Source organism: Sphingobacterium sp. UBA7038 (assembly GCF_002494055.1).
Taxonomy (GTDB): Bacteria; Bacteroidota; Bacteroidia; order Sphingobacteriales; family Sphingobacteriaceae; genus Sphingobacterium; species Sphingobacterium multivorum.
This window is the reverse complement of sequence record NZ_DLAV01000004.1, coordinates 55,281-78,092: the sequence shown is the minus strand read 5'-3', so window position 1 is coordinate 78,092 and position 22,812 is coordinate 55,281. Positions and strand designations below refer to the sequence as shown.

Sequence of the window (22,812 nt, the reverse complement as noted above, 5' to 3'; positions counted from 1 at the left end):
GGAGGATAAATTATGTTTGAAACATTTATAAAACGACCCATATTGTCGTTGGTTATTTCGGTGTTTATTACACTTTTAGGGTTGTTGGCCTTATTTACATTGCCCATCACGCAATTTCCGGACATTGTACCACCTTCGGTCGTCGTCAATGCCAATTATACAGGTGCCAATGCTGAGGTGAGTACAAATGCTGTCGCTATTCCTTTGGAAAAAGCAATCAACGGTGTAGCTGGGATGACTTACATGAATTCAGTGTCTACCAATAACGGCAGCACGGTTATTCAAATCTTTTTTGAAGTTGGTACAGATCCAGATATTGCGGCTGTAAACGTACAGAATAGGGTAACAACGGTATTGGATGAACTCCCTGAAGAGGTCATCAAAGCAGGGGTAACCACCGAAAAAGAGGTCAACTCCATGCTGATGTATCTGAATGTTTTTACCGATGATGAAACTGCGGATGAAAGATTCATTTACAATTTCGCAGATATCAACATTCTAAAGGAACTGAAACGGATCGAAGGCGTCGGTCTCGCTCAGATTATGGGAATGCGGGATTACGCTATGCGTGTTTGGGTTAAACCTGATCGTATGGCAGCGTATAATATTTCCACCGAAGATGTGGTGGCAGCATTGCGAAAGCAGAATATTGAGGCTGCACCGGGGCAAACAGGGATTAGCTCGGATAAGATGCGCAATATGCAACAATATGTGTTACGTTATCCTGGTAAATTCACCGAAATAGAGGAATATGCTAATATTCCTATTCGGGCGAATTCCAATGGTTCCATTATCCGTATTAAAGACGTTGCAGATGTCGAATTTGGCTCGTTGGACTATGAAATGGTTTCCAAAACCGATGGTCGGCCTTCAGCTTCCATTATGTTGAAGCAATTACCAGGGTCAAATGCACAGGAGGTTATTCAACGTGTGAAAGATCGCATGGCAGAATTGAAACAGACACAATTTCCAAGCGGAATGACCTATACAATGGGCTATGACGTATCACGTTTCTTAGATGCTTCGATTTCTTCCGTTATCAAGACCTTACTGGAAGCCTTTCTTTTGGTTTTTATTGTTGTATTTATCTTTTTACAGGATTTTAGGGCGACTATTATTCCTATTTTGGCTGTCCCGGTCTGTTTAATTGGGGCTTTATTTTTTATGCAGATGCTCGGTTTCTCGATCAACTTACTGACCTTATTTGCACTGGTACTGGCAATAGGTATTGTGGTCGATAATGGTATTGTGGTCGTCGAAGCTGTATACGCAAAGATGGAAGAAGAACATTTGCAGCCTATGGAAGCTACATTGGAAGCAATGAAAGAAGTCGGTGGCGCTGTTGTGGCTATTACACTTGTCATGTCTGCGGTATTTGTTCCGGTTGCCTTTCTATCGGGGCCAGTAGGGATTTTTTATCGTCAATTTTCATTGACGCTCGCGGCTGCCATTGTTATTTCAGGTATCAACGCGTTGACATTGACACCCGCTTTATGTGCGCTTTTCTTGAAATCGCCTCACGATCGCAAACCATCGAATAATTGGCTCGATCGTTTCTTTAAAAAATTCAACGCAGTTTATGATAAGACAGCCTTTGGTTACAAGGGGATTTTGGTAAAAACAAGTGCACGGCGCGGATTGACCTTGCTTTTACTTGGCGTTTTCTTTGTCGCCACCTGGGGAAGTAGCGCGATCTTACCTTCGGGCTTTATTCCAACCGAGGATCAGGGAATGATTTATGTCGCTGTAACCACACCTCCTGGAGCAACGGTGGACCGTACCGAACGTGTTTTGGATAAAATTGACTCTGTATCACGTCAGCTTGATATTGTGGAAACCGTTTCTACATTATCGGGATATAGTATTATTACCGAAGTGTCCGGCGCTTCCTACGGGATGGGGATGATCAATCTGAAGCCCTGGAAAGAGCGAGATCAGACAGTAGATGATGTCATTAAAGATTTACGCGAGAGAACCAAGGACTTTGCCGATGCGGAAATTGATTTCTTTCCTCCACCAACAGTTCCAGGCTTTGGTAACTCATCAGGTTTTGAACTACGTCTATTGGACCGTAGTGGTAATGAAGATCTCAATAAGACGGCCGAAGTGCTGCGGAAGTTTATGGACGATATGGAAAAAAGTGATGTTCTTCAGGATATCAACTCCAGTTTTGATGTGAACTTTCCACAGTATATGCTGAAGGTGGACTACGATATGGCTGCAAAAAAAGGAATATCGGTGGAGAATGCCATGAATACGCTGCAGACCTTAATGGGAAGTCTTTATGCGACAAATTTCATCCGTTACGGACAGATGTATAAGGTCATGGTACAGGCTGGTCCCGAATATCGCCAAAGACCAGAAGATGTATTACGTTTATATGTGAAGAATGAGACGGGTGAGATGGTACCATACAATGCCTTTATTTCGATGGAAAGAATTTATGGTCCTGAACAAATTACCCGTTACAATATGTTTAGTTCGGCCATGATTACAGGACAATCCTCAGCAGGCTTTAGTTCTGGACAAGCGATCGAAGAAGTGGAAAAAATAGCGTCATCTCTTCCTCAAGGTTATAGTATCGAATGGTCTGGTATGACTCGGGAACAGAAAATCTCTGGAAATCAGGCTTTGTATATTTTCGCACTTTGTCTTCTGTTTGTTTATCTGTTGTTATGTGCACAGTACGAAAGCTTCTTATTGCCGTTACCAGTTCTGCTCTGTCTTCCGGCGGGGATCTTTGGTGCTTTCATTTTCTTGAAGGTCTTTGGATTGGAAAACAATATCTACGCGCAGGTCGCATTGGTCATGCTGATTGGTTTGTTAGGTAAAAATGCGATTCTGATTGTGGAATATGCCAATTTGAAATATAAGCAAGGAATGGATATCGTGACAGCTTCGATCGAAGGAGCAGTTGCCCGCTTACGCCCGATATTAATGACTTCCTTTGCTTTTATTGCAGGTTTGATACCCTTGATGATGGCCAGTGGAGCGGGAGCATTGGGTAATCGAAGTATCGGTACTGCTGCTGTGGGTGGAATGCTCATTGGAACCATACTGGGGGTAATTGTCATCCCAGGCTTAGTGATCTTATTTTCAAAAAAAGAGAATAAGAAACAAGTTGTGAAACAAGCCTCTTTGGTTATTGCCGCACTTATTTTATTTGGAAGTTGTTCGGTTCCCAAAAAAGCTCTCCAACCGGAGAAAGTAAACGTACCGAATTCCTTTTCTAAACATCTTTCGCCAGATAGTTTAAATGTGGGAAGCCGGCCTTGGAAGGAAATTTTTAAAGATTCGCAGTTGGTTTCCTTAATTGATTCGGCGTTGCAGAACAATTTGGATATTCGTCAATCCATCCTACGTTTGGAATCTGCGCAAGCTTATTTTAAGCAACGGAAAGCCGCTTTAGGTCCTAGGGTCGAGGCCACAGTAGAAGGAGGAATACGGAAGTATGGCCACTATACTGAGTCAGGGATCGGTAATTACGATTCAAATTTCTCGGAGAATTTGAAAAATGATGAAAAATTACCCGAACCATTTATCCCAGATTATTTTATCGGACTTCGTTCATCTTGGGAGATTGATCTTTGGGGAAAGTTAAAGAGCCAAAAACAAGCTGCTTATTTTAGCTTCCTAGCAGAGCAGGAGGGAAAGCGTCTCTTGGAAACGGAATTAGTCTCTAATATTGCAACAGCTTATTATGAACTAATTGCTTTGGATCAAAAGATAAAAGTATATAATCGGAATATTGAATTGCATAAGAATGCACTGGAAGTTGTTGAAGTAAAAAAAGATGCTGGTTATGCGACTGAGCTTTCTGTACAACAGTTTAAAGCGCTTTTGGCCAATTCTAAAGCTGCTAAAGAACAATTGATCCAAGAGATAGCACTTTGGGAACACCATATAAACGGTTTATTAGGACGTTTTTATCAACCTATTGTACGAAGTACATATGCTGAAAATGCGGATTTATATCATGCAATGCATTTTGGTACACCGGATGATCTTGTCAACCAACGTCCCGATATCAAGGCTGCTTATTTGAAAGTGATTGCCTCTTCGAATAATCAGGAAGCATCACGTTTGGCTTTTCTGCCTTCTGTAGCAATAAGTCCATTTATCGGATTGCAGAGCTTTAGCTTTAACAAGTTATTTAATTTGGATAAATCTATTGCTTATAACTTATTTGGCGGTATTACGCTTCCGATATTTAACCAAAGGCAACTGAAAACGCAGTACGAGATTGCAAAAGCGGACTATGGGATTGCTTTTTTGGATTATGAAAAAATGGTTCTGAATGCTTATAATGAGGTTTCTAATGTGATTATGACGCAAGAGGCAATAGGCAGACGACGTGGTTTTGTCGATGAGCATGTTCAAGCATTAAAGCTCTCTATCGAGGCCGCACAGGAACTATTTATTGCTGGACGGGTGACCTCTTTGGACGTCGTTACAGCCCAGAAGGAGTCGCTGGAAGCCCAAATCGGAAAAGTAGAATTGGAGAAAGAAAACACGTTAAACCAGATTCTACTATACAAAGCCTTGGGAGGAGGTTGGCAATAGGTTGCCATACATTAAAAAGAAAACTATTTTTCATGCGATAAAGAATTAACTTGTTAATTCTTGGACCCTTAACTGGGTCGGGGGAAGAGGCCGTCGGGAGACGTCCTCTTTTTTGTTGTTATTTTTATGTAGTTTAGTCTACACGATGTTGAACCGAGTTTATTATGTTGCAGCGCATTTTTCTTTTTATTCTTTTTGCTCATTTTAGTCTTTACCTATCTGCGCAAGTAGATTCCGATAGTACCCGGGTTTTGCAACGATTGGAATATTTGATGGAAAATCAGAAAATTTACATCAAGAACCGTGAAGATAAATTGGAGAAATTAAAACAGGAGGCCAAAGCATTAGAAAGTAATCCTGTTCAATTTTTGAAGAAGAACTACGAAATCTTTGAAAATTATAAGAAGTTTGATTCTGACGCAGCACTTACTTATATTTTACTGTGTCAAAAGCTCGCTCCACCGAATAATGACTCCTTACAGGCGGTTATTCATCTCGATTTGGCCTGGGTGTATTCCACCATTGGACGGTATATAGAAGCTTCACAATTGTTAAAGCAAGTTGAGCCCGCTCATCTTGGCCGGGATCTCTTGGCGAAATATTACGATACCTACAGCTCCTTTTATAGTCATTACGGTCAGAGCAATAATCGATCGGAATATTACCAGGCAAGTGAAAAGTATCGTGATTCTCTGTTAACTGTACTACCAAAGTCTTCCTTGGAGTATCGTACAACCATTGCTATAAAAACACTTTTTAATGGTAATCGTGAGGATGCTAAAAAGCAATTGTTGGTCCTCTGGAATGAGAACAAAAAGGATATTGAGCAGCGCGCGCTGATAGCCTATTTTATGGGGCTCATTTACAAATATGAAAAGGATACAAAAAGTCAAATTTACTATCTTTCCATATCAGCCAGTGCAGATATTGAAATGGCTAATCGCGACAACGCATCTTTTCATGATCTGGCGCTAACGTATTACGACCAACAGGATTTCGATCGCGCTTTTCAGTTTATTGAAAAAGCCATAGACGATGCGATGTTATGTAAAGTGCGGTATCGCATTATTGAAGGTACCTCTTCTTATCCTATAATCAATGCCGCCTATCAGCAGAAAATCAGTAGCCAAAATCGGCAACTGGTAGGCTTGGTCATTATCGTCAGTATTTTATTGATTGGTGTAATCATTGGACTTGTCATTATTTATAGACAAGTGCAACATTTGAGAAGGATACGATCGGAATTATCGGCTACAAACCAACAACTTCGATCATTGAATGATGAAATAAACCAGACTAACCTTAAATTATCTGAATCCAATCATATTAAAGAAGAATATATTGCGCAATTCTTTGATATGTGTTCGAGTTATATCGATAAAATGGAAGATATCAGAAAAGCACTGTTGAAAAAAGCGACGAATCAGCAGTGGGATGCCTTACGCGAACAGTTAAAGTCAACGCAAATGGAAGAAAGAGAGGTGCAGCAACTCTATGTTAATTTTGACCGTATCTTTTTAAATCTATATCCAACCTTTGTTGATGAATTCAATGCCTTACTTCAGGAGGACGAGAAAATCTATCCCAAAAAAACTGAATTGTTAAATACTGAACTTCGGATTTTCGCATTGATTCGATTAGGGATCGATGATTCTGTGAAGATTGCAAGTTTCCTTCGATATTCTCTTCGGACAGTTTATAATTATAGAACAAAAGTGCGTAATAAGGCTGCGGGAAACCGCGATGCTTTTGAAGCTGCTGTGTGTCAGATTGCGGTGATCGACCGGGCCTAAAATGTAGGGTAATACCCGAAAATTGGCTGTTTTAAAGACGATTGTACGCTCCTGTAGGTACTTTTTAATGCTGTATTTAATTTGTAATAATCTTTATGTTAGCTGTTTGCATTTTTTTTCTGGTACTTTTTCAGTACTAGCTCTTTTTTCTCCGTCTTGGTGATCTTAGTTTTGTTTTGAGCAATGAAGCAGGGGAAACTCATTGCCATTTTGGAATAACCAAAAGATTAAACAATAACCAATTTTTTTATTTCATATGATTTACTTTACACGAAAAGTTGCCTTTTCAATGGGGCTAGCTTTCTTGTTTACTTTGGTGAATTTGGTATTTGCCCAAGACCGAGTTCAAGTCAGTGGACGTATCTTGGATGCTCAAGATCAGAAACCACTCTCTGGAGTAACCATTACACAAAAAGGAAGTAATAATGCAGTCTCCAGTAATGCAGATGGGCGTTTTCAAATTTCTGCTAGCATCGGCAGTATACTCCAATTTACGTTTGTTGGCTACGACAGCAAAGAATTACCTGCCAACAGTACCATGGTCGTCCAATTGAATTCATCAACCAATATGCTGGAGGATGTCATTGTAATCGGTTATGGTAGTGTTAAAAGAAAAGATGTCACGACTGCAATCTCTTCTGTTTCCACGAAAGACCTTGAAAAGCGACCTGTGACTAATTTTGGACAAGCCATTCAAGGTAAGGCTGCCGGCGTCACTGTTATTCAACCGAGTGGCCAGCCTGGTGCAGCACCTCAGATACAAATTCGGGGGATAACGTCTTTTAATAGTAATACCACTCCTTTATATGTTGTTGATGGAGTTCCTGTGGAAGATATTAAGTTCTTGTCTCCCAATGACATCACGGACATTCAAATTCTAAAGGACGCCTCATCGGCAGCGATCTACGGCTCGCGTGGTTCAAACGGTGTCATCTTGGTTACGACAAAATCAGGAAAAGCCGGCGAAGCAAAAATTACGCTTGGAACACAGTGGACGGCCAATGTTGTCAATAACACGGTTAAAGTTTTAAATACCAGTCAATACAAAGACTTACAGGATGAAATAGGTATGATCAATCTGCCGGAGGGATTGTTGGATCAAACGGATTGGTTCAAAGAAACCTACAAGACAGGTATTCAACAAAATCATCAAATATCCATCTCGGATGGTAATGAGAAGCTTCGTTACTATTTAGGTGGAGGGTACTTGAACGAAAAAGGAACATTACAAGGATCCTTTTTTAGACGATATAATTTTCGTGCTAATATTGATAACCAAGTTCGAAAATGGCTAAAGGTGAATGCGAATATCAATTATTCCGATAACAATGATAATGGAATTACCTCCGGATTGGGTTCTAACCGTGGTGGAGTAGTTACATCTGTAATCACAACACCTACTTACGCCCCTGTATGGGATCCAACAAATCCAGATCGATTCTATAATAATTTTTATGGGATCAACAACATTACAAGTCCATTGGAAAACTTAGCCCGGACAAGGAATAACAATAACCGCGAAAACCGTCTTGTTGCCACAGGAAGTGCATTGATTTCCTTTATGCCTAACTTAACATGGAAAACTTCATTTTCATTAGATCGAAGATCCGGGGTGATGACCACCTTTTTGGATCCTTGGACGACAGCGTGGGGAAGAAATCAATTCGGGGAAGCTTCGGATATTCGTAATACAAATACCGTGTTAACGTGGGACAATTTCTTGACGTACACGAAGAGCTTCGGAAAGCATAATTTGGAAGTAATGGGCGGTTCGTCATGGACGGATTCTAAGTACTCCAGAAGCTATATCTATGGTTCAAACTATGCAAATGGAATCATTGAGACACTTAATGCTGCAAATAAGATCTCTTGGGATAGAACAGGATCTACAGCATCCAATTGGGGGATTATGTCCTATTTCGCACGCGCAATGTACAATTATGATGGCAAGTATTTATTGACCGCAAATATGCGTGCCGATGGTTCTTCCAAGCTAAGTCCAGAACGACGCTGGGGCTATTTTCCATCGGTATCGGCTGCTTGGAGAATCTCTGCTGAAGATTTTATGAAAGATGTAACCTGGATAAACGACTTAAAAATCCGGGGGGGATGGGGACAGACAGGTAATCAATACGGATTAGGCGATTATGCTTACCTGCAATTGAGCGGTATCCAACGTCAACAATGGTTTGTTGAGGGAAAAGACAATGCTGTACCAAATATCAATAAACCAACAATCTTAAGAGCGAAGGATTTAACTTGGGAAACGACAAGCACAACCAGTATCGGTTTTGATGTCACGATGTTGAATAATCGACTCAGCATCAGCGCCGATTACTACAACAAGGATACCAAGAATCTTTTAATGAATGCGAGCTTGCCTGCAGGACAGCAAGCAACTACAATCCAAAGAAATGGTGGAAGGTTGAATAATCATGGTTTTGAATTTGCGGTAAATTCGAAAAATCTGACCGGTAACTTGACTTGGAACACAGATTTTAATATCTCTTTCAACAGAAATAAGCTTCAGCAGCTCGACTTACAACAGGTGTATTATGATGTCAAAACGAACGATTATGTCAATGATTTTGTGGTGAAAAATGAGCCCGGAAGATCGCTTGCAGGATTCTTCGGTTATATTTCAGATGGCGTAAACCCTGAAACCGGTGAGCTCATGTATCGCGACCTGAACGGAGATGGCAAGATCTCGTCAAGCGACCGTACGTATATCGGCAATCCCCTGCCAAAGTTTGTGTATGGTATGACAAATAGTTTCTCCTGGAAAAATTTCGATCTAAGCGTATTCATTCAGGGAACTTATGGAAACGACATCTTCAATGCCAGCCGTATGGAAACAGAAGGGATGTATGATGGTCGAAATCAAACGACAGTTGTATTGGATCGTTGGCGGGTACCGGGACAGATTACCCATGTTCCTAAAGCTGGGTTTGACATGAAGAATTCAACCTATTTTGTTGAAGATGGTAGTTATTTGCGGATGAAAAATGTGTCCTTGGGCTATTCCATTTCTCCGGAAAGACTGAAGCGTATTGGTATCCATAAAATTCAGCCTTATCTATCTGTAAGCAATCTGTTTACCTTGACTAAGTATTCGGGTATGGATCCGGAAGTAAACCAATATTCGGGCGGATCCGATTCCAGAATCCAAGGTATAGATTGGGGTACCTATCCACAGAATCGTTCATTTGTTTTAGGTCTTAATATTGAGTTTTAATTGTCTGTATCATGAAAAAATATATAAGTAATGCTCTTTCTTTGCTAACCGGCTCTTTGTTTTTATTTTCTTGCTCTTTGAACCGTGATCCACTTTCAGATTATTCGGATGTGAGTCAAGGGAAGACCGAGACAGGAACGCAGATTGTTTTTAAGAATAGAGCTGAGGTTGAGACCTATTTGGCGGGGATTTATCAGCAAATGAAAGATCGGCAGGAACATTGGTATCTCGATCTGCTCCTAATCGGAGATTCCCATGCCGATAATTCCTATGCGGGAACGACGGGAGCGGAAGTTGTACCTTTCGAAAATAATTCTATTGAAGGGTCTAACTCGGTTGTTGACCGGGATTGGGGAAGATATCTGGAAGATGTTGGACGTGCAAATCGATTGATCATTTACGTTGATAGTGTTGCTGATAAATCCTTGAGCGATACGGATATTAGAACGTATAAGGCACAAGCTAAACTATTCAGAGCATTGGCGATGTTTGATATGGTCCGTATATTCGGATCTATCCCTGTCATTACCACAATTGCACCCGATATTACAGGTGACAATGTCAATGAAGTTTATCCGCAATATTTTCCAAAACAAGCCACAGAAGAAGAAGCCTATAAGCAGATCGAAAAAGACTTGATGGACGGATTGGCTGATGCACCAGCCAACAATAATGGGAATAAGACTTTATTTACCAAATCCGTCGCACGAGCGATGCTGGCAAAGATCTATGCCGAAAAACCAATTCGCGATTACGCTAAAGTTATCCAATATGTTGACGCATTGACTGCGGATGGATTTGATCTGAATACCAATTACTCAGATCTATATGCAATGAATGCAAGCAACACAGATCTTGCACAGCGGAATACGAAAGAATCGATTTTGGAAGCACAGTTTACTTCGGGTGGAGGTAATTGGGCGACTTGGATGTTTGGAAGGGATTTGTCCAATTATGATAATAACTTCACATGGGCCAAATGGATAACCCCATCTCGGGACTTGATTCAAGCGTATACGAATGAAGGGGACCAGGTTCGTTTGGGGCAATCTATTGTTTATTATTCCACTACTTGGAGCAACTATTATCCGTCAAACCATTATCCATTCATGTTTAAATTACGTTCTGCATTTAATAGTATTGTCAAGCTTCGTTACGCAGACCTTTTATTGTTAAAAGCGGAAGCATTAATTCAGCAGGGATCAGATCTATCTGGAGCGGCAGACATTATTGACAAAATTCGCACCCGTGCTAAATTGCCTAAAATATCCGCTGCCGTACGTTCAAATAAGGATGCTTTATTAGACGCTTATTTGAAAGAACGTCGTCTTGAATTGGCCTTCGAAGGACAACGATGGTTTGATCTCGTGCGCTTAGATAAGGTGGAATCTGTCATGAATGCTGTTTATGCTAAAGATGCTGGAAGAAAGGCACAGGTGTATCCCTTCACGAAGAACTCTTACCGTTTACCAATTCCGCAACCAAAAATTGATCAGAATCCTAATCTAGTTCAGAATCCGGGGTATTAACTGATTTAACAACGGAAATCCTCATTTGATGGATGGCGAAAAATTTATTAACAGATGAAACGCAATAATAAAAAAACTATGATATATACATTCTTGTTGTCCTGTCTAGTGACGGCAACATCTTGTAACCGTGACAGCTATACACCTTCACAAGGTGATGAAATTAAAAAAAGTGGTGATGTTACCATTTATACGACGACAGGCAGTCGGTCTTTGGATTTTGGAAAACGCTTTGTTGATTTCAGTTCCAAATTTAACATGTCGCCCAATACAATTACGCTAGATCCAGCTAAGAAATTTCAGACAATGGACGGCTTCGGTGCAGCAGTTACAGGGTCTACCTGCTATAATCTGATGAAGATGAGTAAGGAAGATCGAACAAAATTTCTTACGGAGACTTTCTCAGATAAAGATGGAATGGGAATGAATTACATCCGTATTGCTATTGGATGTTCCGACTTCTCTTTGAGTGAATATACCTGCTGGGATAAGGAAGGAAAGGAAAATTTTGGACTACAGTCGGAAGAAACACAATATATCATTCCAGTGCTGAAAGAAATACTTGCCATCAATCCATCCATAAAAATCATGGGCTCCCCATGGACTCCACCGAAATGGATGAAAGTTAACAACTTGACTGATTTAAAGCCCTTTGATTCGTGGACCAGTGGTCAGTTAAATCCAAAGTATTATCAGGACTATGGTTGGTATTTCGTTCAATGGATCCAAGCAATGAAGAAAGAAGGCATTCATATTTATTCGATTACTGTTCAAAATGAACCATTGAACAGAAAGAATTCCGCTTCGCTTTATATGTCATGGCAAGAGCAACAAGCTTTTGTCAAACAAGCGCTAGGCCCACAGTTAAAAGCGGCTAACTTATCAACAAAGATCTATGCATTTGATCATAATTATAACTATGATAACATTGCTGATCAGGCTGATTACCCTGTAAAGATCTATAACGATGCCGGAGCGGCTTCATTCTTCGCCGGAGCGGCGTACCATAATTATGGTGGGGATAAGGCTGAACTTATCGATATTCATAATCAACGCCCAGATAAGGAACTGGTATTTACAGAAACATCTATTGGGGAATGGAATGATGGACGCAATCTTGAAAAACGTTTGATGGAGGATATGCGTGAAGTTGCATTGGGCACCGTCAACAATTGGAGCAAGGGCGTCATTGTATGGAACCTGATGCTTGATACAGACAAAGGGCCAAATCGCGAAGGTGGCTGTCAGACATGTTATGGCGCCGTGGATATCAGTAAGGCAAATTATAAGAATATAACACGTAATTCGCACTATTATATTGTTGGTCATCTTTCCTCAGTGGTCAAATCAGGGGCCACACGGATTGGCGCTTCTGGATATACAGCGGAAGGGTTGGTTTATACTGCATTCCAAAATACAGACGGAACCTATGCTGTTGTTCTGTTAAACGAATCGGGCGATAGTCGTAAAATTACCTTGGCAGATGGTAAACATCATTTTAGCTATGATGTACCAGCTAAGTCGGTTGTTTCTTACCGCTGGACCTATTAATTGGAGGATGATAAACCTTAAGCGCTATCACATGGATAGCGCATAAATTATGAACAAATGAAAAGATATCTCATCAATATACTATTGGGAACTGCTGCAATTACCGCAGTCAGTTCCTGTAAAAAGGATGAAAAATATACCTATCAAATAGGGGATCCTAAAATCGAATTGAAATCACCTATTTCAGCCGCAAACTTTGGGGACAGTCTCGAATTTCAGCTGCACGTGTCGGATAGTGAAGTAGCGCTGTCTACGGTTAAAGCACAATTGTATTTTACAGACGACAAGGTAACAGAAACCGTCATTCGTACCAAACAAAATGGAGATTATACTGGAAAAATTTATGTTCCGTTCCTGAAAGATATTCCCGATGGAAAAGCAACCCTTAAGTTTGTCTTACAGAATATTAGCCAAAAAATAACGGAACAATCTTTTGATATTAATCTGAGCAGACCCGACTTTCCATATTTAACTTTAGTCACAGCATCTAAGTCCTATCGTATGGAAAGGGTAGGGCGTAATCAATATGCGGCAAAAGAGAATTTTCCATTTTCGGTAAAGGGCTATATTCAAGCACCAAAAGTGGGCGCACAAGGCAATCTGATGAATTTTGGTTGGGTCAATAATGTTATAAACCTAGGGTCTACGGCTGAAATCCCATTTTCAAATTCAACTTCTGGAACCTATAGCATCGCATTTAATACCTCAACTTATCAAGCTTCACCGTTTATTATTGCTTATGCCATTAATGGAACGGTATTCAGTCGCCTTGATGATGAGCACTTTAAGGCAGAGTTGAATATGGTAAAAGGCGAGAAGGTGGTTATTGACGGAATAGAAGATCTGAAGAATTGGTGGATTGATCCGGACTATTTTACACAAGCTCCTGACGGATCAATCGCTTTCAACGGAATGAACGGTAAGTATCGCGTTACTGCGGACTTTACCTTAAAATATTTTGTGGTTGAAGCGATGACAGGTAATGATTTAGCAAAATTACAAGATGACGGAAGTGGGGCGGTTTGGATTATTGGTGAAGGAATCGGAAAACCTAAGGTATCTAGTAATCAGGTAGGCTGGAACACAGATAAAGCGCTTTGTCTGGTGCCGCTAGGCAACAAGAAATACCAGATAACTGTTAAGGCAGGAGAGTCTATAAATTCTGATAACATCAATTTCAAATTTTTCCATCAAAAGGGATGGGGCGGTGAATTTGGTGGCACAGACCTGACAACGACAAGTGATATCGTTTTTGTGGGGGATGGAAAGAATGGACGCGACTCAGGCAATCTTGGCATCAAAACCGGTAAAGTATTAGAGATCGGTAAAACCTATGTTTTTACATTGGATTTAACTGCAGGTAATAAGAAAGCTGTCTTGACGATTGCGACAAAATAATAAAGATTGATTTTTTCCAAGTCCCAGGTAGTTTGCTATCTGGGACTTTTTCTTTCGAATGGAATTTGTTTATTCCAAGTTTCATTTGTTATATTTGCCCAAACTCACACGGATTATCATGAGTTGACCAGTTTACAAGATAATGAAGTAATCTTCCTGATGTAAGCTGCTATTGAGAATAAAATATTCGAATGAAAATCAGACTGTTTATATGGATTCTATTACCCTTGATGCTCCTACAGAGCTTCTCAACGGTATGGCTATGGACAGTCTTCGAGTTGAATCGAGATTATATCGCACGTTACGAATGTATCAATCGTTTTAACGATAATGCGCTTGCCTGTCGAGGCCAGTGTATTTTGATGAAGAAAATGCGCGAACATGAGGAAAAGGAACAAAAAAATCTTGAATTACGTATTATTGATGTTGTTTTTATAAATAATACGCAAGATTTTACGTTTAAAAACACGGCTCTTTATGAAGACACTGTGGAGCGCCTGCTTCCAGTATATAAAGAAGATTATTCCTATAATCCCATCTTTACAATATTTCACCCCCCTTTGGTTTAAATCCAGCTAGTAATTTATTTGAATAAGTAATCGATCGCTGATGATGGTTTACAGTGTAAGCTAGGGCTAGTATCGCTTTATAATTGCGTTGTGAAAATGCGTTTAGCGATGTCTTGTCAAAGTAATCAATCCTCCGATTAAACTACTTATTCAGTATTTATTTCAAAGAAACCAATATGGTTATTTGGACTACATTTCGATGTGGCTCTGAATCATTATAATGTTGATCGTGGTTAGTAATCTACTTAAAATCAACAGGATGATTTCATTTCGCTACAAAAATATATCCATTTGTCATATAGGATGCCAGCATGATTTATTTAAACCGGGCTTGCGAGTTCACGAAGTAAATCGGAAAGCTTCCTTATACATGAAATATTATAGATGAGAGATTTATTTATAAAAAAAGCGGGTTTTTATATCGCGATTATAGGTCTTCTTGTAGTCGGCTGTACCAAGGCGAAAACAGACTATGAGGCCGAACGAGGAAATACTGTTGAAGAGAATATGGAGTTTAAAGAGGTTACAAGCCTTATTTCTTCAGGGTACAATATTCATATTGAAGCCCCGGGAGGGGTATTGTACCGCGGTTATAATGATATCCGCGTGAAAATCAATAAGCAGCAAAATAATGAATCTGTAGCCGTTTCCGCAGTCAAATTGCTGCCCATCCAAACCAATATGCAAGGAATGAAAATTGTTTGTCCAAACCAGTCCGTAATGGACCATACGTTGGATGGGAGCTACTTTTCGGGTTACAGTGTGTTTACAGATGAAAGTTCTGCAGCAGCAAACTGGAGTTTGGAAATCGATTTTAAAATTGGCGATCAGACTTTCTCTGCTGCACAGCATGTAACTGTAATGCCGCAGACCAATAAAAATCGTAATATAACCACCTTTACCGGGAAAGATGGCGAACACTATTTAATCGCCTTGATTGCTCCTTGGAAACCAAATGTTGCTGAAAATAAACTGGTCGCAGGTATTTATAAATTAGACACTGCGCAATTGTCTTATACAAGAGTCAACGGATACACCTTGCAGTTAGATCCGCGTATGCCAGAACCTTCGATGGGTAACCATTCTTCCCCCAATAATAAGGACTTGGTCCAACAGGCCAACGGATTGTACCAAGGTGTTGTGAATTACACCATGACAGGCAACTGGACGTTGAATTTTATTTTGGTCAACCAAAATGGAAGGGTAATAGCAGGAACTGAGGTACCCAAAGACTTTACACCTGGGGTAGAAGGGCGTAAAAGTGAGTTATACATCGACATTCTATTTTAGAGGCTATGAAGAAAATAAGTGTTATGCTCTTTATGTTGTCTTTGGGATGGAACGTACACGGACAAAACAATCCTATTACGCGCGATACCACGAGACGTCTAGCGGAGGTTACAGTCACCGCAGCTACTAAAAGGAGGATCGAAAACGATCTAAAGATGACAGTCTCCGTGGATGAATATTTGGCTTCTGCAAGTAATATCAGCTTCATCAAACGTGGTGCCTACGCTTGGGAACCCCTACTCAATAATATGAGTAGCGAGCGTTCGATAATTACGATCGACGGGATGCATGTCTTTGGAGCATGTACGGATAAAATGGACCCGATAACCTCTTATGTAGAAAGTAATAATCTTGCTGCCATCGATATTAAATCGGGGCAGGAGGGTAATCTGCATGGCGCTACGGTCGCGGGCAGTATAGATCTAAAAAGAAGGAATACCTCGTTTGGGCTGCAGAAAAAAATTGGCGGAGCCTATCAGACAGGTTTTGAATTCAATAATAAGCAGACGTTCAATCTTGGAAATTTATATTACTCGAGCGACAAATTTGTGGCAGATGGAAGTATTGCCTTCCGGAAGGCTGGAAATTATTATGATGGAAATGACGATGAAGTACGGCATTCGCAATATAATAAATTCAATGCGTCTTTGGGCTTGGCCTATAAAACAAGTCCGCTCTCTGCCGTTAGGGTGGATGCTATTTTTGATCGGGCAAAAGATGTGGGATTTCCAGCTTTACCAATGGACCTATCCTTATCCAGAGCGATCATCACTTCCGCTACATACAAACAGTTGTTTGAAGAGGGCTTGGTAAAAGTATGGGACACCAAAGTTTATTTTAATGCTGTTGAGCACTATATGGATGATACAACCCGTCCGGAGAATTTGGTCCATATGGATATGCCAGGCTGGAGTACGACCTACGGTCTTTTATCTAAAATTAATCTGCAGAAAGATCGTTATTCTTCGGAAATACAGGTAAATGCTTACGATAATCTATCGATAGCTGAGATGCGTATGTATCCGCAAGATCGATCCAAACAGACCATGTTTGCCTATAGCTGGCCATGGGTGACCACACGATTCGCGAGTGTAGCCATTAATAACTCGTTAGATCTTTCTGATATCAGTAGACTTGTCTTTGGGGGTTCATTGGGTTTGAACTATAACTATTCGAAATACGTTGAATTCAACTGGATCTTCCATCCGGGTTCTCCACAGAAGAAAAATAGAATTCTGCCGAGCCTACATGCTAGCTATCAGTTAAATATTGGTCAGTTTGACTTTTCTCTAGGAACAGGGTTTGGGCATCGTGCTCCTTCTGTTTCGGAAGCGTATGGTTACTACATCTATAACAGTTTCGATCGTTATGACTATATCGGAAATCCAAATTTAAAAAATGAAGTTTCTTATGAAGCCAATGCCAGTGCCGGATTTAAGACCGGAAAGCTAAGCATTGGGGCCAAGGCCAATTATTTCTTTATACAAGACTACATTATTGGCCGGATTTTGAGTTTGGGTAGCCCCATGAACTATCAATCGGTAGGCGTAAAAGGCTATACCTCTTTAGATCATGCGACGCTGTTTAATCTGGCACTCAATGCGCAATATCAAATTTTGCCAGGTCTAGATTGGAAAGCTATACTTACCTATGCCAGAGGGCAAGACAATATGGGCGGAAACCTGCCCTTTATACGTCCCTTAAGTTATCAAACATCACTGCATTACCGATACAAAATGATCGGCGTGCAAACTTCAATGAACGGGGACTTTAGTCAAGTCAATTTTAGTCCTGAATACGGAGAGGACCAAACTGCATCCTATAAGATTTGGAATGTTTCGGCAGATTATAACTTCAATATTGGGAAATTAAATGCCGCGTTTCAGGTCGGTGCGGAGAACCTTTTCAATGAATACTATAGTACCTATGCGGATTGGGGAAATATACCACGCATGGGTAGGAATATTTTTACATCCTTAAAAATCAATTTTTAAATACCTTAAAACTTAAAAATAAAATGAAAAACAATGCAATTAAACTCCTGATGATCTCTTTGGTTATGGTTTCTTGTAGCAAAAGTGAAGACGTCGCTAACAGTGTTAACTTACATTTCAACAATACATTTAAAAATACAACAATTGTGCTGGGTAGTGCAGATTCCCCAGCTGCCACGACAAATACATCCGCCAGCGGACAACTGTATCAGTTTTCTGAGCTAAAGTATGTAATTAGCAATATCAGACTTATTAAAGCCGATGGGTCTGAGATCCCTTATAATGTAAATGACCTGGATAAAGGGGCTACAGTAATTGATCAGGCGAAAGCAGCAACTTTAAATTATGTACTGAGTAATATACCTGTTGGCGAGTATAAACAGATCAAATTCGGTTTGGGGGTAAAACAGGAAATAAATACGCTGGATCAACTGAGATTCCCAGTTTTCTATGCAACAGCAGGAGCGAATGATACTAAAATGCATTGGGAATGGGGGACAGGTTACCGATTTACGAAATTGGAGGGCTTTTATGGTGTTGATCATAAAGAGTTGTCTATTCACACAGGGAGTACGGTCAACGGTACAAACGGCGATGAATCCACTTATAAACAGGGCGTAGATGCTTACCGGGACATTACCTTGAATTTACCTTCCATAGTTACTGTTGGAAAAAGTATACCACAGATTAACATCAGGGCAGATTTCGATAAACTCCTAAGCGGTAAAACGAATACCATCACCTTGGGGGCCAATAATGCTACACCTAGTATTCATTCAGCAGTGGAAATGGTGAAGTTTGTTGATAATCTTGGCGGCAACGGAAGCAGCGATACAGCAGGGATGTTCACTGTTGAAGGTGTTTCTAACTAAATATGATATAAATGGCTATGATCTGGAATGCGATTGTAGCCATTTATGGAAAATACATTAGGCATAAAAGCGAACGGATGCTTTCTGCATTAGACTCTTGTTTGCATTTTGAATATTCATCAACCCTTGATAAAATTAATAGGATGAAAAAAGTCATCTTAATCCTGACCATTATAGTGATTGCTTTATCCTGTAGTAGGGATGATATTGTTGGTTCTAAGCTGGAAGATAACCCTATAGTCACTTTCAATATTCCTGCGGATTTTCCGAGTCTAAATAATGCGTTTAAGAGCAATAAGCCAACAAAATATGGTGTTGAATTGGGGGAAAAGCTGTTTCATGAGAAAAGATTCAGTGGAAATAATACGATATCATGTGCCAGCTGCCATAACCCCGCATTGGCTTTTTCCGATGGAAAAATGCAGGCGGTAGGGATAGATGATCGTGTTGGATTTCGGAATACGCCGCCTTTGCAGAATTTGGCTTTTATGAAATTTTATAATTGGGATGGCAATATACTCGAACTGGAAAAGCAACCTTTAGTTCCAATTATCACGCATGAAGAGATGAACTCTTCTATCTTGGAGGTTATCGGCAAAATTAATGGGGATTTTGACTACAAAGTATTGTTCAAGAAGGCTTTTGGCGATGAGAATATTACACCTGAACGAATTTATAAAAGCATTGGACAATATGAGTATACCCTAATTTCAGCCGACAGTAAATATGACAAGGTAAAACGAGGTGAAGGGGAGCAATTCACTATTGAGGAAGAACGGGGGTATCAGCTGTTTAAATTGAAATGTGAAAGCTGCCATGCATCAGAATTATTTACCGATCAGAGTTTTAGAAATGTCGGGTTTCCGTTAAACAAACATCCAGATGAGGCCGGGCGAGCACGTATCACAGGTATTGATACAGACTATATGGCTTTTCGGGTACCTTCTTTAAGAAATGCGGAGTATACAGCGCCTTATGGAAGTTTTGGGCAGTTCCCAACGTTGAAATCTGTGCTGGATTATTTCGACAAGGGTGTTTTGGATGCAGCTAACCTTGATCCGATTTTGAAAGAAAATGGAAAAAGAATTCCTATGACAGAAGAAGAAAAGGAAGCGATCATCGCTTTTATTAAAACATTAAGTGATCCGAAATTTGTAGGCAAATAATGCTGATTTACGAATAGAAGAGATCAACCAATTGCTTCGCTTCCTTTACATCATGTACGCGGAGAATTTGTACACCTCTTTCGAGAAGTAGCGTATTTAAAGCAGTGGTGCCGTTTAAAGCTTCCTGGGCAGTGATTCCGATTTTTTTATAAATCATGGATTTACGGGATATTCCGCCCAAAATTGGTAATTCAAAGTAATGAAGTTCATTGACACGATAGAGTAACTCATAGTTTTGTTCCACTGTCTTTGCAAAACCAAATCCCGGATCAAGAATAATATCTTTCACCCCCATACTTCTTAGCGTCGCAATGCGGTCACCTAAAAAGGTGGCTACGTCAGTTACAATATCGTTGTAATCGGTTTTTTCCTGCATATTTTCGGGAATACCGCGCATATGCATGAGAATATACGGAACTTGATATTTTGCTACCGTGGCGAACATGTTATCGTCGAGTGTACCTCCCGAAACATCATTTATGATGTGCACTCCCGCATCGATTGCCGCAGCGGCAACGTCTGCCCTAAAGGTATCTATTGATAAAATTGCGTCAGGAAATGCAGTTTTAATCGCCCGAATAGCAGGAAGAGCTCGATCCATTTCCTCCTGTGATGAAATCAATGGAGCACCTGGACGTGAGGAATAGGCGCCAATATCAAGGATTTGAGCACCTTCAAGCAATAGCTTCTTTGCTTTCTCTACCGCAAGTTCGACGGTTGTATTGTCGCCACCATCATAAAATGAATCTGGAGTCACATTGAGTATCCCCATAATAATGGGCTTTTCGAAAGCCATTAAGGTACCATCGACCAGTATGGAATGACAGGGTGAAGGCTGGAATATTTTCATCAGAACAATGCTAGGCTTGGTGAGAAGGGCTTATTTGACAACCAAAACGCCGTCGGCAATAATGCTAATATCTTTTTTAGGTTGAGTAATCTGATCTATTTCAGCCTGTGATTTACCCAGATCCTTTGCCGCATGTTGTAACGACGCTACGGAAACTTCTTTTTTCTTCGCAATACCCTCGACAACAACCGTTTTACCGACAATGTCTGCTGGCATGAAGAAACCATAGTCCTTAAAACGAACGGTAATAGGTTCTTCACCTTCCCGTTGCAAAGTCATGAAACAGCCTTTTTTCTTACATACCTCAACGACCTTACCGGCTACCTTTCCGTTGAATGCGTTCTTTTGCGTAAGTTCTTTTTCAAGCTTTGCTACTGAAATCGCATTGGACGCAGAGATTTCTTTCCCATATTTTACACCAGGTTTGGCGGCGGGAATATCCTTTTGCTGTGCCAAAGATATATTGGTAACAGCAAAGGCTAATGCAAAAAATAAAACGATCTTTTTCATGCTATTTTCTAATAAATTCAAATTTACCACTAGGGTCCAGCTTCATGACAGTAGATGATTTCCCATCTGTTGTTACGTTTCTGTCATAGGTAACAATATAGTCTACCCCATCCTTGATGGCATCCGATATTTCGTCAAAATCTTTTGCCGTTGGCTCACCACTGATATTTGCCGAAGTTGAAATGATCGGTTTGCGAAACCGTTGCAAAAGCTGTTCACAAAAAGGGTGTTTGACAATTCGAATGCCAATTGAACCGTCCTCAGCAATTGCATTGGGCGCAAGATTTTTGGCATTCGAATAGACAATTGTCAAGGGTTTTTCTGTATATTCAATAAGTTGATAAGCCACATCCGGGATTTCATTGACATAACTCGCTAATTGATTGTCGTTGTGTAAAAGGACGATCAGACTTTTGGATTTATCTCTTCCTTTTAGTTGGAAAACTTTCTCCACGGCTTCTGGATTGGTGGCATCACAGCCTATCCCCCAAATGGTATCGGTGGGGTATAGAATTAATCCGCCGTTTTTTAACGTCTCCAAGGCCTTATTCAAATCCTCACGATCTACGAATGCACTCATCTTATCTTTATACTAGTTTTAACTTTATACAGCTACATTATGATCACGTAGTGCGTCATTTAATGAAGTCTTTTTGTCTGTAGACTCTTTACGTTGACCAATGATCAAAGCGCAAGGAACTTGGTATTCCCCCGCTGCAAATTTCTTGGTGTAAGAACCCGGAATAACAACAGAGCGGGCAGGTACATAACCTTTATATTCTACAGGTTCAGGTCCCGTAACGTCGATAATTTTTGTTGAGGCTGTCAATACAACATTGGCACCTAATACAGCCTCTTTTTCTACACGAATGCCTTCTACTACGATCGCTCTTGAACCGATAAAAACATTGTCCTCAATAATAACCGGGGCTGCTTGTACCGGCTCCAATACACCTCCAATTCCGACGCCGCCACTTAAGTGTACATGTTTCCCAATTTGCGCACAAGAGCCAACAGTTGCCCAGGTATCCACCATGGTACCTTCGTCTACATAAGCACCGATATTAACGTAAGAAGGCATCATAATCACTCCTTTAGCCAAATATGCACCTAAACGAGCGGAAGCTCCAGGTACAACACGTACACCTGTGTGCTTGTAGTCTGTTTTTAATTTCATTTTATCATGAAACACAAAAGGACCTGCAGTCATTTCGCGCATATCATTGATTGGAAAATATAAGATGACCGCTTTTTTTATCCAATCATTTACATGCCATCTTGTACCGATCATCTCAGCCACACGGATTTCACCGCTATCCAACTTCATGATAACAGCGCGGATCGCTTCTGTATATTCTTTATACTCCAATAATTGTCTATCTTCCCAAGCTTCCTCAATCAATTTTTTAAGTGGCTCTACCATATTATTTGTTTGCTTATTTGAATTAGTTTATTTTGATGTACAAACTTAGATAAAGTTGCAGTTAAAAGC

At 40.3% G+C, this 22,812-nt stretch carries 15 protein-coding genes; 11 read left to right on the top strand and 4 right to left on the bottom strand.

The genetic code is table 11. The features are described 5' to 3' along the window. Window positions 1-12 precede the first annotated feature (12 nt). The 11 genes from B3H30_RS00940 (at window position 13) to B3H30_RS00890 (ending at window position 19,960) form a co-directional block, all read left to right on the top strand. The gene (locus B3H30_RS00940; protein ID WP_286833003.1) at window positions 13-4,563 is read left to right on the top strand and encodes an efflux RND transporter permease subunit; all 4,551 of its coding nucleotides are present in this window, start codon (window positions 13-15) and stop codon (window positions 4,561-4,563) included. A gap of 164 nt (window positions 4,564-4,727) precedes the next feature. Continuing rightward, window positions 4,728-6,356, top strand: a complete 1,629-nt coding sequence (locus tag B3H30_RS00935; RefSeq protein WP_070561736.1) for a DUF6377 domain-containing protein — start codon at window positions 4,728-4,730, stop codon at window positions 6,354-6,356. 256 nt (window positions 6,357-6,612) lie between these two features. Continuing rightward, the gene (locus B3H30_RS00930; protein ID WP_286727357.1) at window positions 6,613-9,591 is read left to right on the top strand and encodes a SusC/RagA family TonB-linked outer membrane protein; all 2,979 of its coding nucleotides are present in this window, start codon (window positions 6,613-6,615) and stop codon (window positions 9,589-9,591) included. 11 nt (window positions 9,592-9,602) lie between these two features. Further along, window positions 9,603-11,120, top strand: coding sequence for a RagB/SusD family nutrient uptake outer membrane protein (locus tag B3H30_RS00925; protein ID WP_286754751.1), 1,518 nt, complete (start codon window positions 9,603-9,605; stop codon window positions 11,118-11,120). 78 nt (window positions 11,121-11,198) lie between these two features. After that, complete coding sequence (locus tag B3H30_RS00920) at window positions 11,199-12,671, top strand: glycoside hydrolase family 30 protein (protein ID WP_236586132.1); 1,473 nt, start codon at window positions 11,199-11,201, stop codon at window positions 12,669-12,671. 57 nt (window positions 12,672-12,728) lie between these two features. Then, a complete protein-coding gene (locus B3H30_RS00915) occupies window positions 12,729-14,069 on the top strand; it encodes a DUF5125 domain-containing protein (RefSeq protein WP_286709473.1) in 1,341 nt (446 codons plus the stop codon). Between the two features lie 191 nt (window positions 14,070-14,260). Next, window positions 14,261-14,638 (top strand): hypothetical protein, encoded by a 378-nt coding sequence (locus B3H30_RS00910; RefSeq protein WP_075990767.1) that lies wholly within the window; start codon window positions 14,261-14,263, stop codon window positions 14,636-14,638. A 384-nt stretch (window positions 14,639-15,022) separates the two neighbouring features. After that, a complete protein-coding gene (locus tag B3H30_RS00905; protein ID WP_236560103.1) occupies window positions 15,023-15,928 on the top strand; it encodes a FixH family protein in 906 nt (301 codons plus the stop codon). Between the two features lie 5 nt (window positions 15,929-15,933). Then, window positions 15,934-17,922: a TonB-dependent receptor plug domain-containing protein gene (locus B3H30_RS00900; RefSeq protein ID WP_112373990.1), complete on the top strand. Its 1,989-nt coding sequence runs from the start codon at window positions 15,934-15,936 to the stop codon at window positions 17,920-17,922. Window positions 17,923-17,945: 23 nt separating this feature from the next. After that, window positions 17,946-18,794, top strand: a complete 849-nt coding sequence (locus tag B3H30_RS00895; RefSeq protein WP_070561724.1) for an MbnP family protein — start codon at window positions 17,946-17,948, stop codon at window positions 18,792-18,794. A gap of 143 nt (window positions 18,795-18,937) precedes the next feature. Then, the gene (locus B3H30_RS00890; RefSeq protein ID WP_286709471.1) at window positions 18,938-19,960 is read left to right on the top strand and encodes a cytochrome-c peroxidase; all 1,023 of its coding nucleotides are present in this window, start codon (window positions 18,938-18,940) and stop codon (window positions 19,958-19,960) included. Window positions 19,961-19,967: 7 nt separating this feature from the next. Here B3H30_RS00890 and folP read toward each other — a convergent pair whose 3' ends face one another. From folP to B3H30_RS00870, 4 genes are read right to left on the bottom strand one after another with little or no spacing between them, the layout of a single operon-like run. Then, window positions 19,968-20,810 (bottom strand): dihydropteroate synthase, encoded by an 843-nt coding sequence (gene folP, locus B3H30_RS00885; protein WP_112373988.1) that lies wholly within the window; start codon window positions 20,808-20,810, stop codon window positions 19,968-19,970. Between the two features lie 30 nt (window positions 20,811-20,840). Then, on the bottom strand, window positions 20,841-21,320 hold the full coding sequence (locus B3H30_RS00880) for a DUF4920 domain-containing protein (RefSeq protein WP_286709470.1): 480 nt from the start codon (window positions 21,318-21,320) through the stop codon (window positions 20,841-20,843). 1 nt (window position 21,321) lies between these two features. Further along, window positions 21,322-21,900 (bottom strand): L-threonylcarbamoyladenylate synthase, encoded by a 579-nt coding sequence (locus B3H30_RS00875; protein ID WP_070561718.1) that lies wholly within the window; start codon window positions 21,898-21,900, stop codon window positions 21,322-21,324. Window positions 21,901-21,924: 24 nt separating this feature from the next. After that, window positions 21,925-22,743 carry a 2,3,4,5-tetrahydropyridine-2,6-dicarboxylate N-succinyltransferase gene (locus B3H30_RS00870; RefSeq protein WP_070561716.1) on the bottom strand — a complete coding sequence of 273 codons (819 nt, stop codon included), beginning with the start codon at window positions 22,741-22,743 and terminating at the stop codon, window positions 21,925-21,927. Window positions 22,744-22,812 lie beyond the last annotated feature (69 nt).

What these genes read in the sequence shown, in the direction of transcription:
- B3H30_RS00915 (WP_286709473.1), top strand. Translation starts at nt 12,729, where the DNA reads ATGAAAAGATATCTCATCAATATACTATTGGGAACTGCTGCAATTACC.
- B3H30_RS00930 (WP_286727357.1), top strand. Translation starts at nt 6,613, where the DNA reads ATGATTTACTTTACACGAAAAGTTGCCTTTTCAATGGGGCTAGCTTTC.
- B3H30_RS00875 (WP_070561718.1), bottom strand. Translation starts at nt 21,900, where the DNA reads ATGAGTGCATTCGTAGATCGTGAGGATTTGAATAAGGCCTTGGAGACG.
- B3H30_RS00935 (WP_070561736.1), top strand. Translation starts at nt 4,728, where the DNA reads ATGTTGCAGCGCATTTTTCTTTTTATTCTTTTTGCTCATTTTAGTCTT.
- B3H30_RS00895 (WP_070561724.1), top strand. Translation starts at nt 17,946, where the DNA reads ATGAAAAACAATGCAATTAAACTCCTGATGATCTCTTTGGTTATGGTT.
- B3H30_RS00910 (WP_075990767.1), top strand. Translation starts at nt 14,261, where the DNA reads ATGAAAATCAGACTGTTTATATGGATTCTATTACCCTTGATGCTCCTA.
- B3H30_RS00920 (WP_236586132.1), top strand. Translation starts at nt 11,199, where the DNA reads ATGATATATACATTCTTGTTGTCCTGTCTAGTGACGGCAACATCTTGT.
- B3H30_RS00890 (WP_286709471.1), top strand. Translation starts at nt 18,938, where the DNA reads ATGAAAAAAGTCATCTTAATCCTGACCATTATAGTGATTGCTTTATCC.
- B3H30_RS00900 (WP_112373990.1), top strand. Translation starts at nt 15,934, where the DNA reads ATGAAGAAAATAAGTGTTATGCTCTTTATGTTGTCTTTGGGATGGAAC.
- B3H30_RS00870 (WP_070561716.1), bottom strand. Translation starts at nt 22,743, where the DNA reads ATGGTAGAGCCACTTAAAAAATTGATTGAGGAAGCTTGGGAAGATAGA.
- B3H30_RS00905 (WP_236560103.1), top strand. Translation starts at nt 15,023, where the DNA reads ATGAGAGATTTATTTATAAAAAAAGCGGGTTTTTATATCGCGATTATA.
- B3H30_RS00940 (WP_286833003.1), top strand. Translation starts at nt 13, where the DNA reads ATGTTTGAAACATTTATAAAACGACCCATATTGTCGTTGGTTATTTCG.
- folP (WP_112373988.1), bottom strand. Translation starts at nt 20,810, where the DNA reads ATGAAAATATTCCAGCCTTCACCCTGTCATTCCATACTGGTCGATGGT.
- B3H30_RS00880 (WP_286709470.1), bottom strand. Translation starts at nt 21,320, where the DNA reads ATGAAAAAGATCGTTTTATTTTTTGCATTAGCCTTTGCTGTTACCAAT.
- B3H30_RS00925 (WP_286754751.1), top strand. Translation starts at nt 9,603, where the DNA reads ATGAAAAAATATATAAGTAATGCTCTTTCTTTGCTAACCGGCTCTTTG.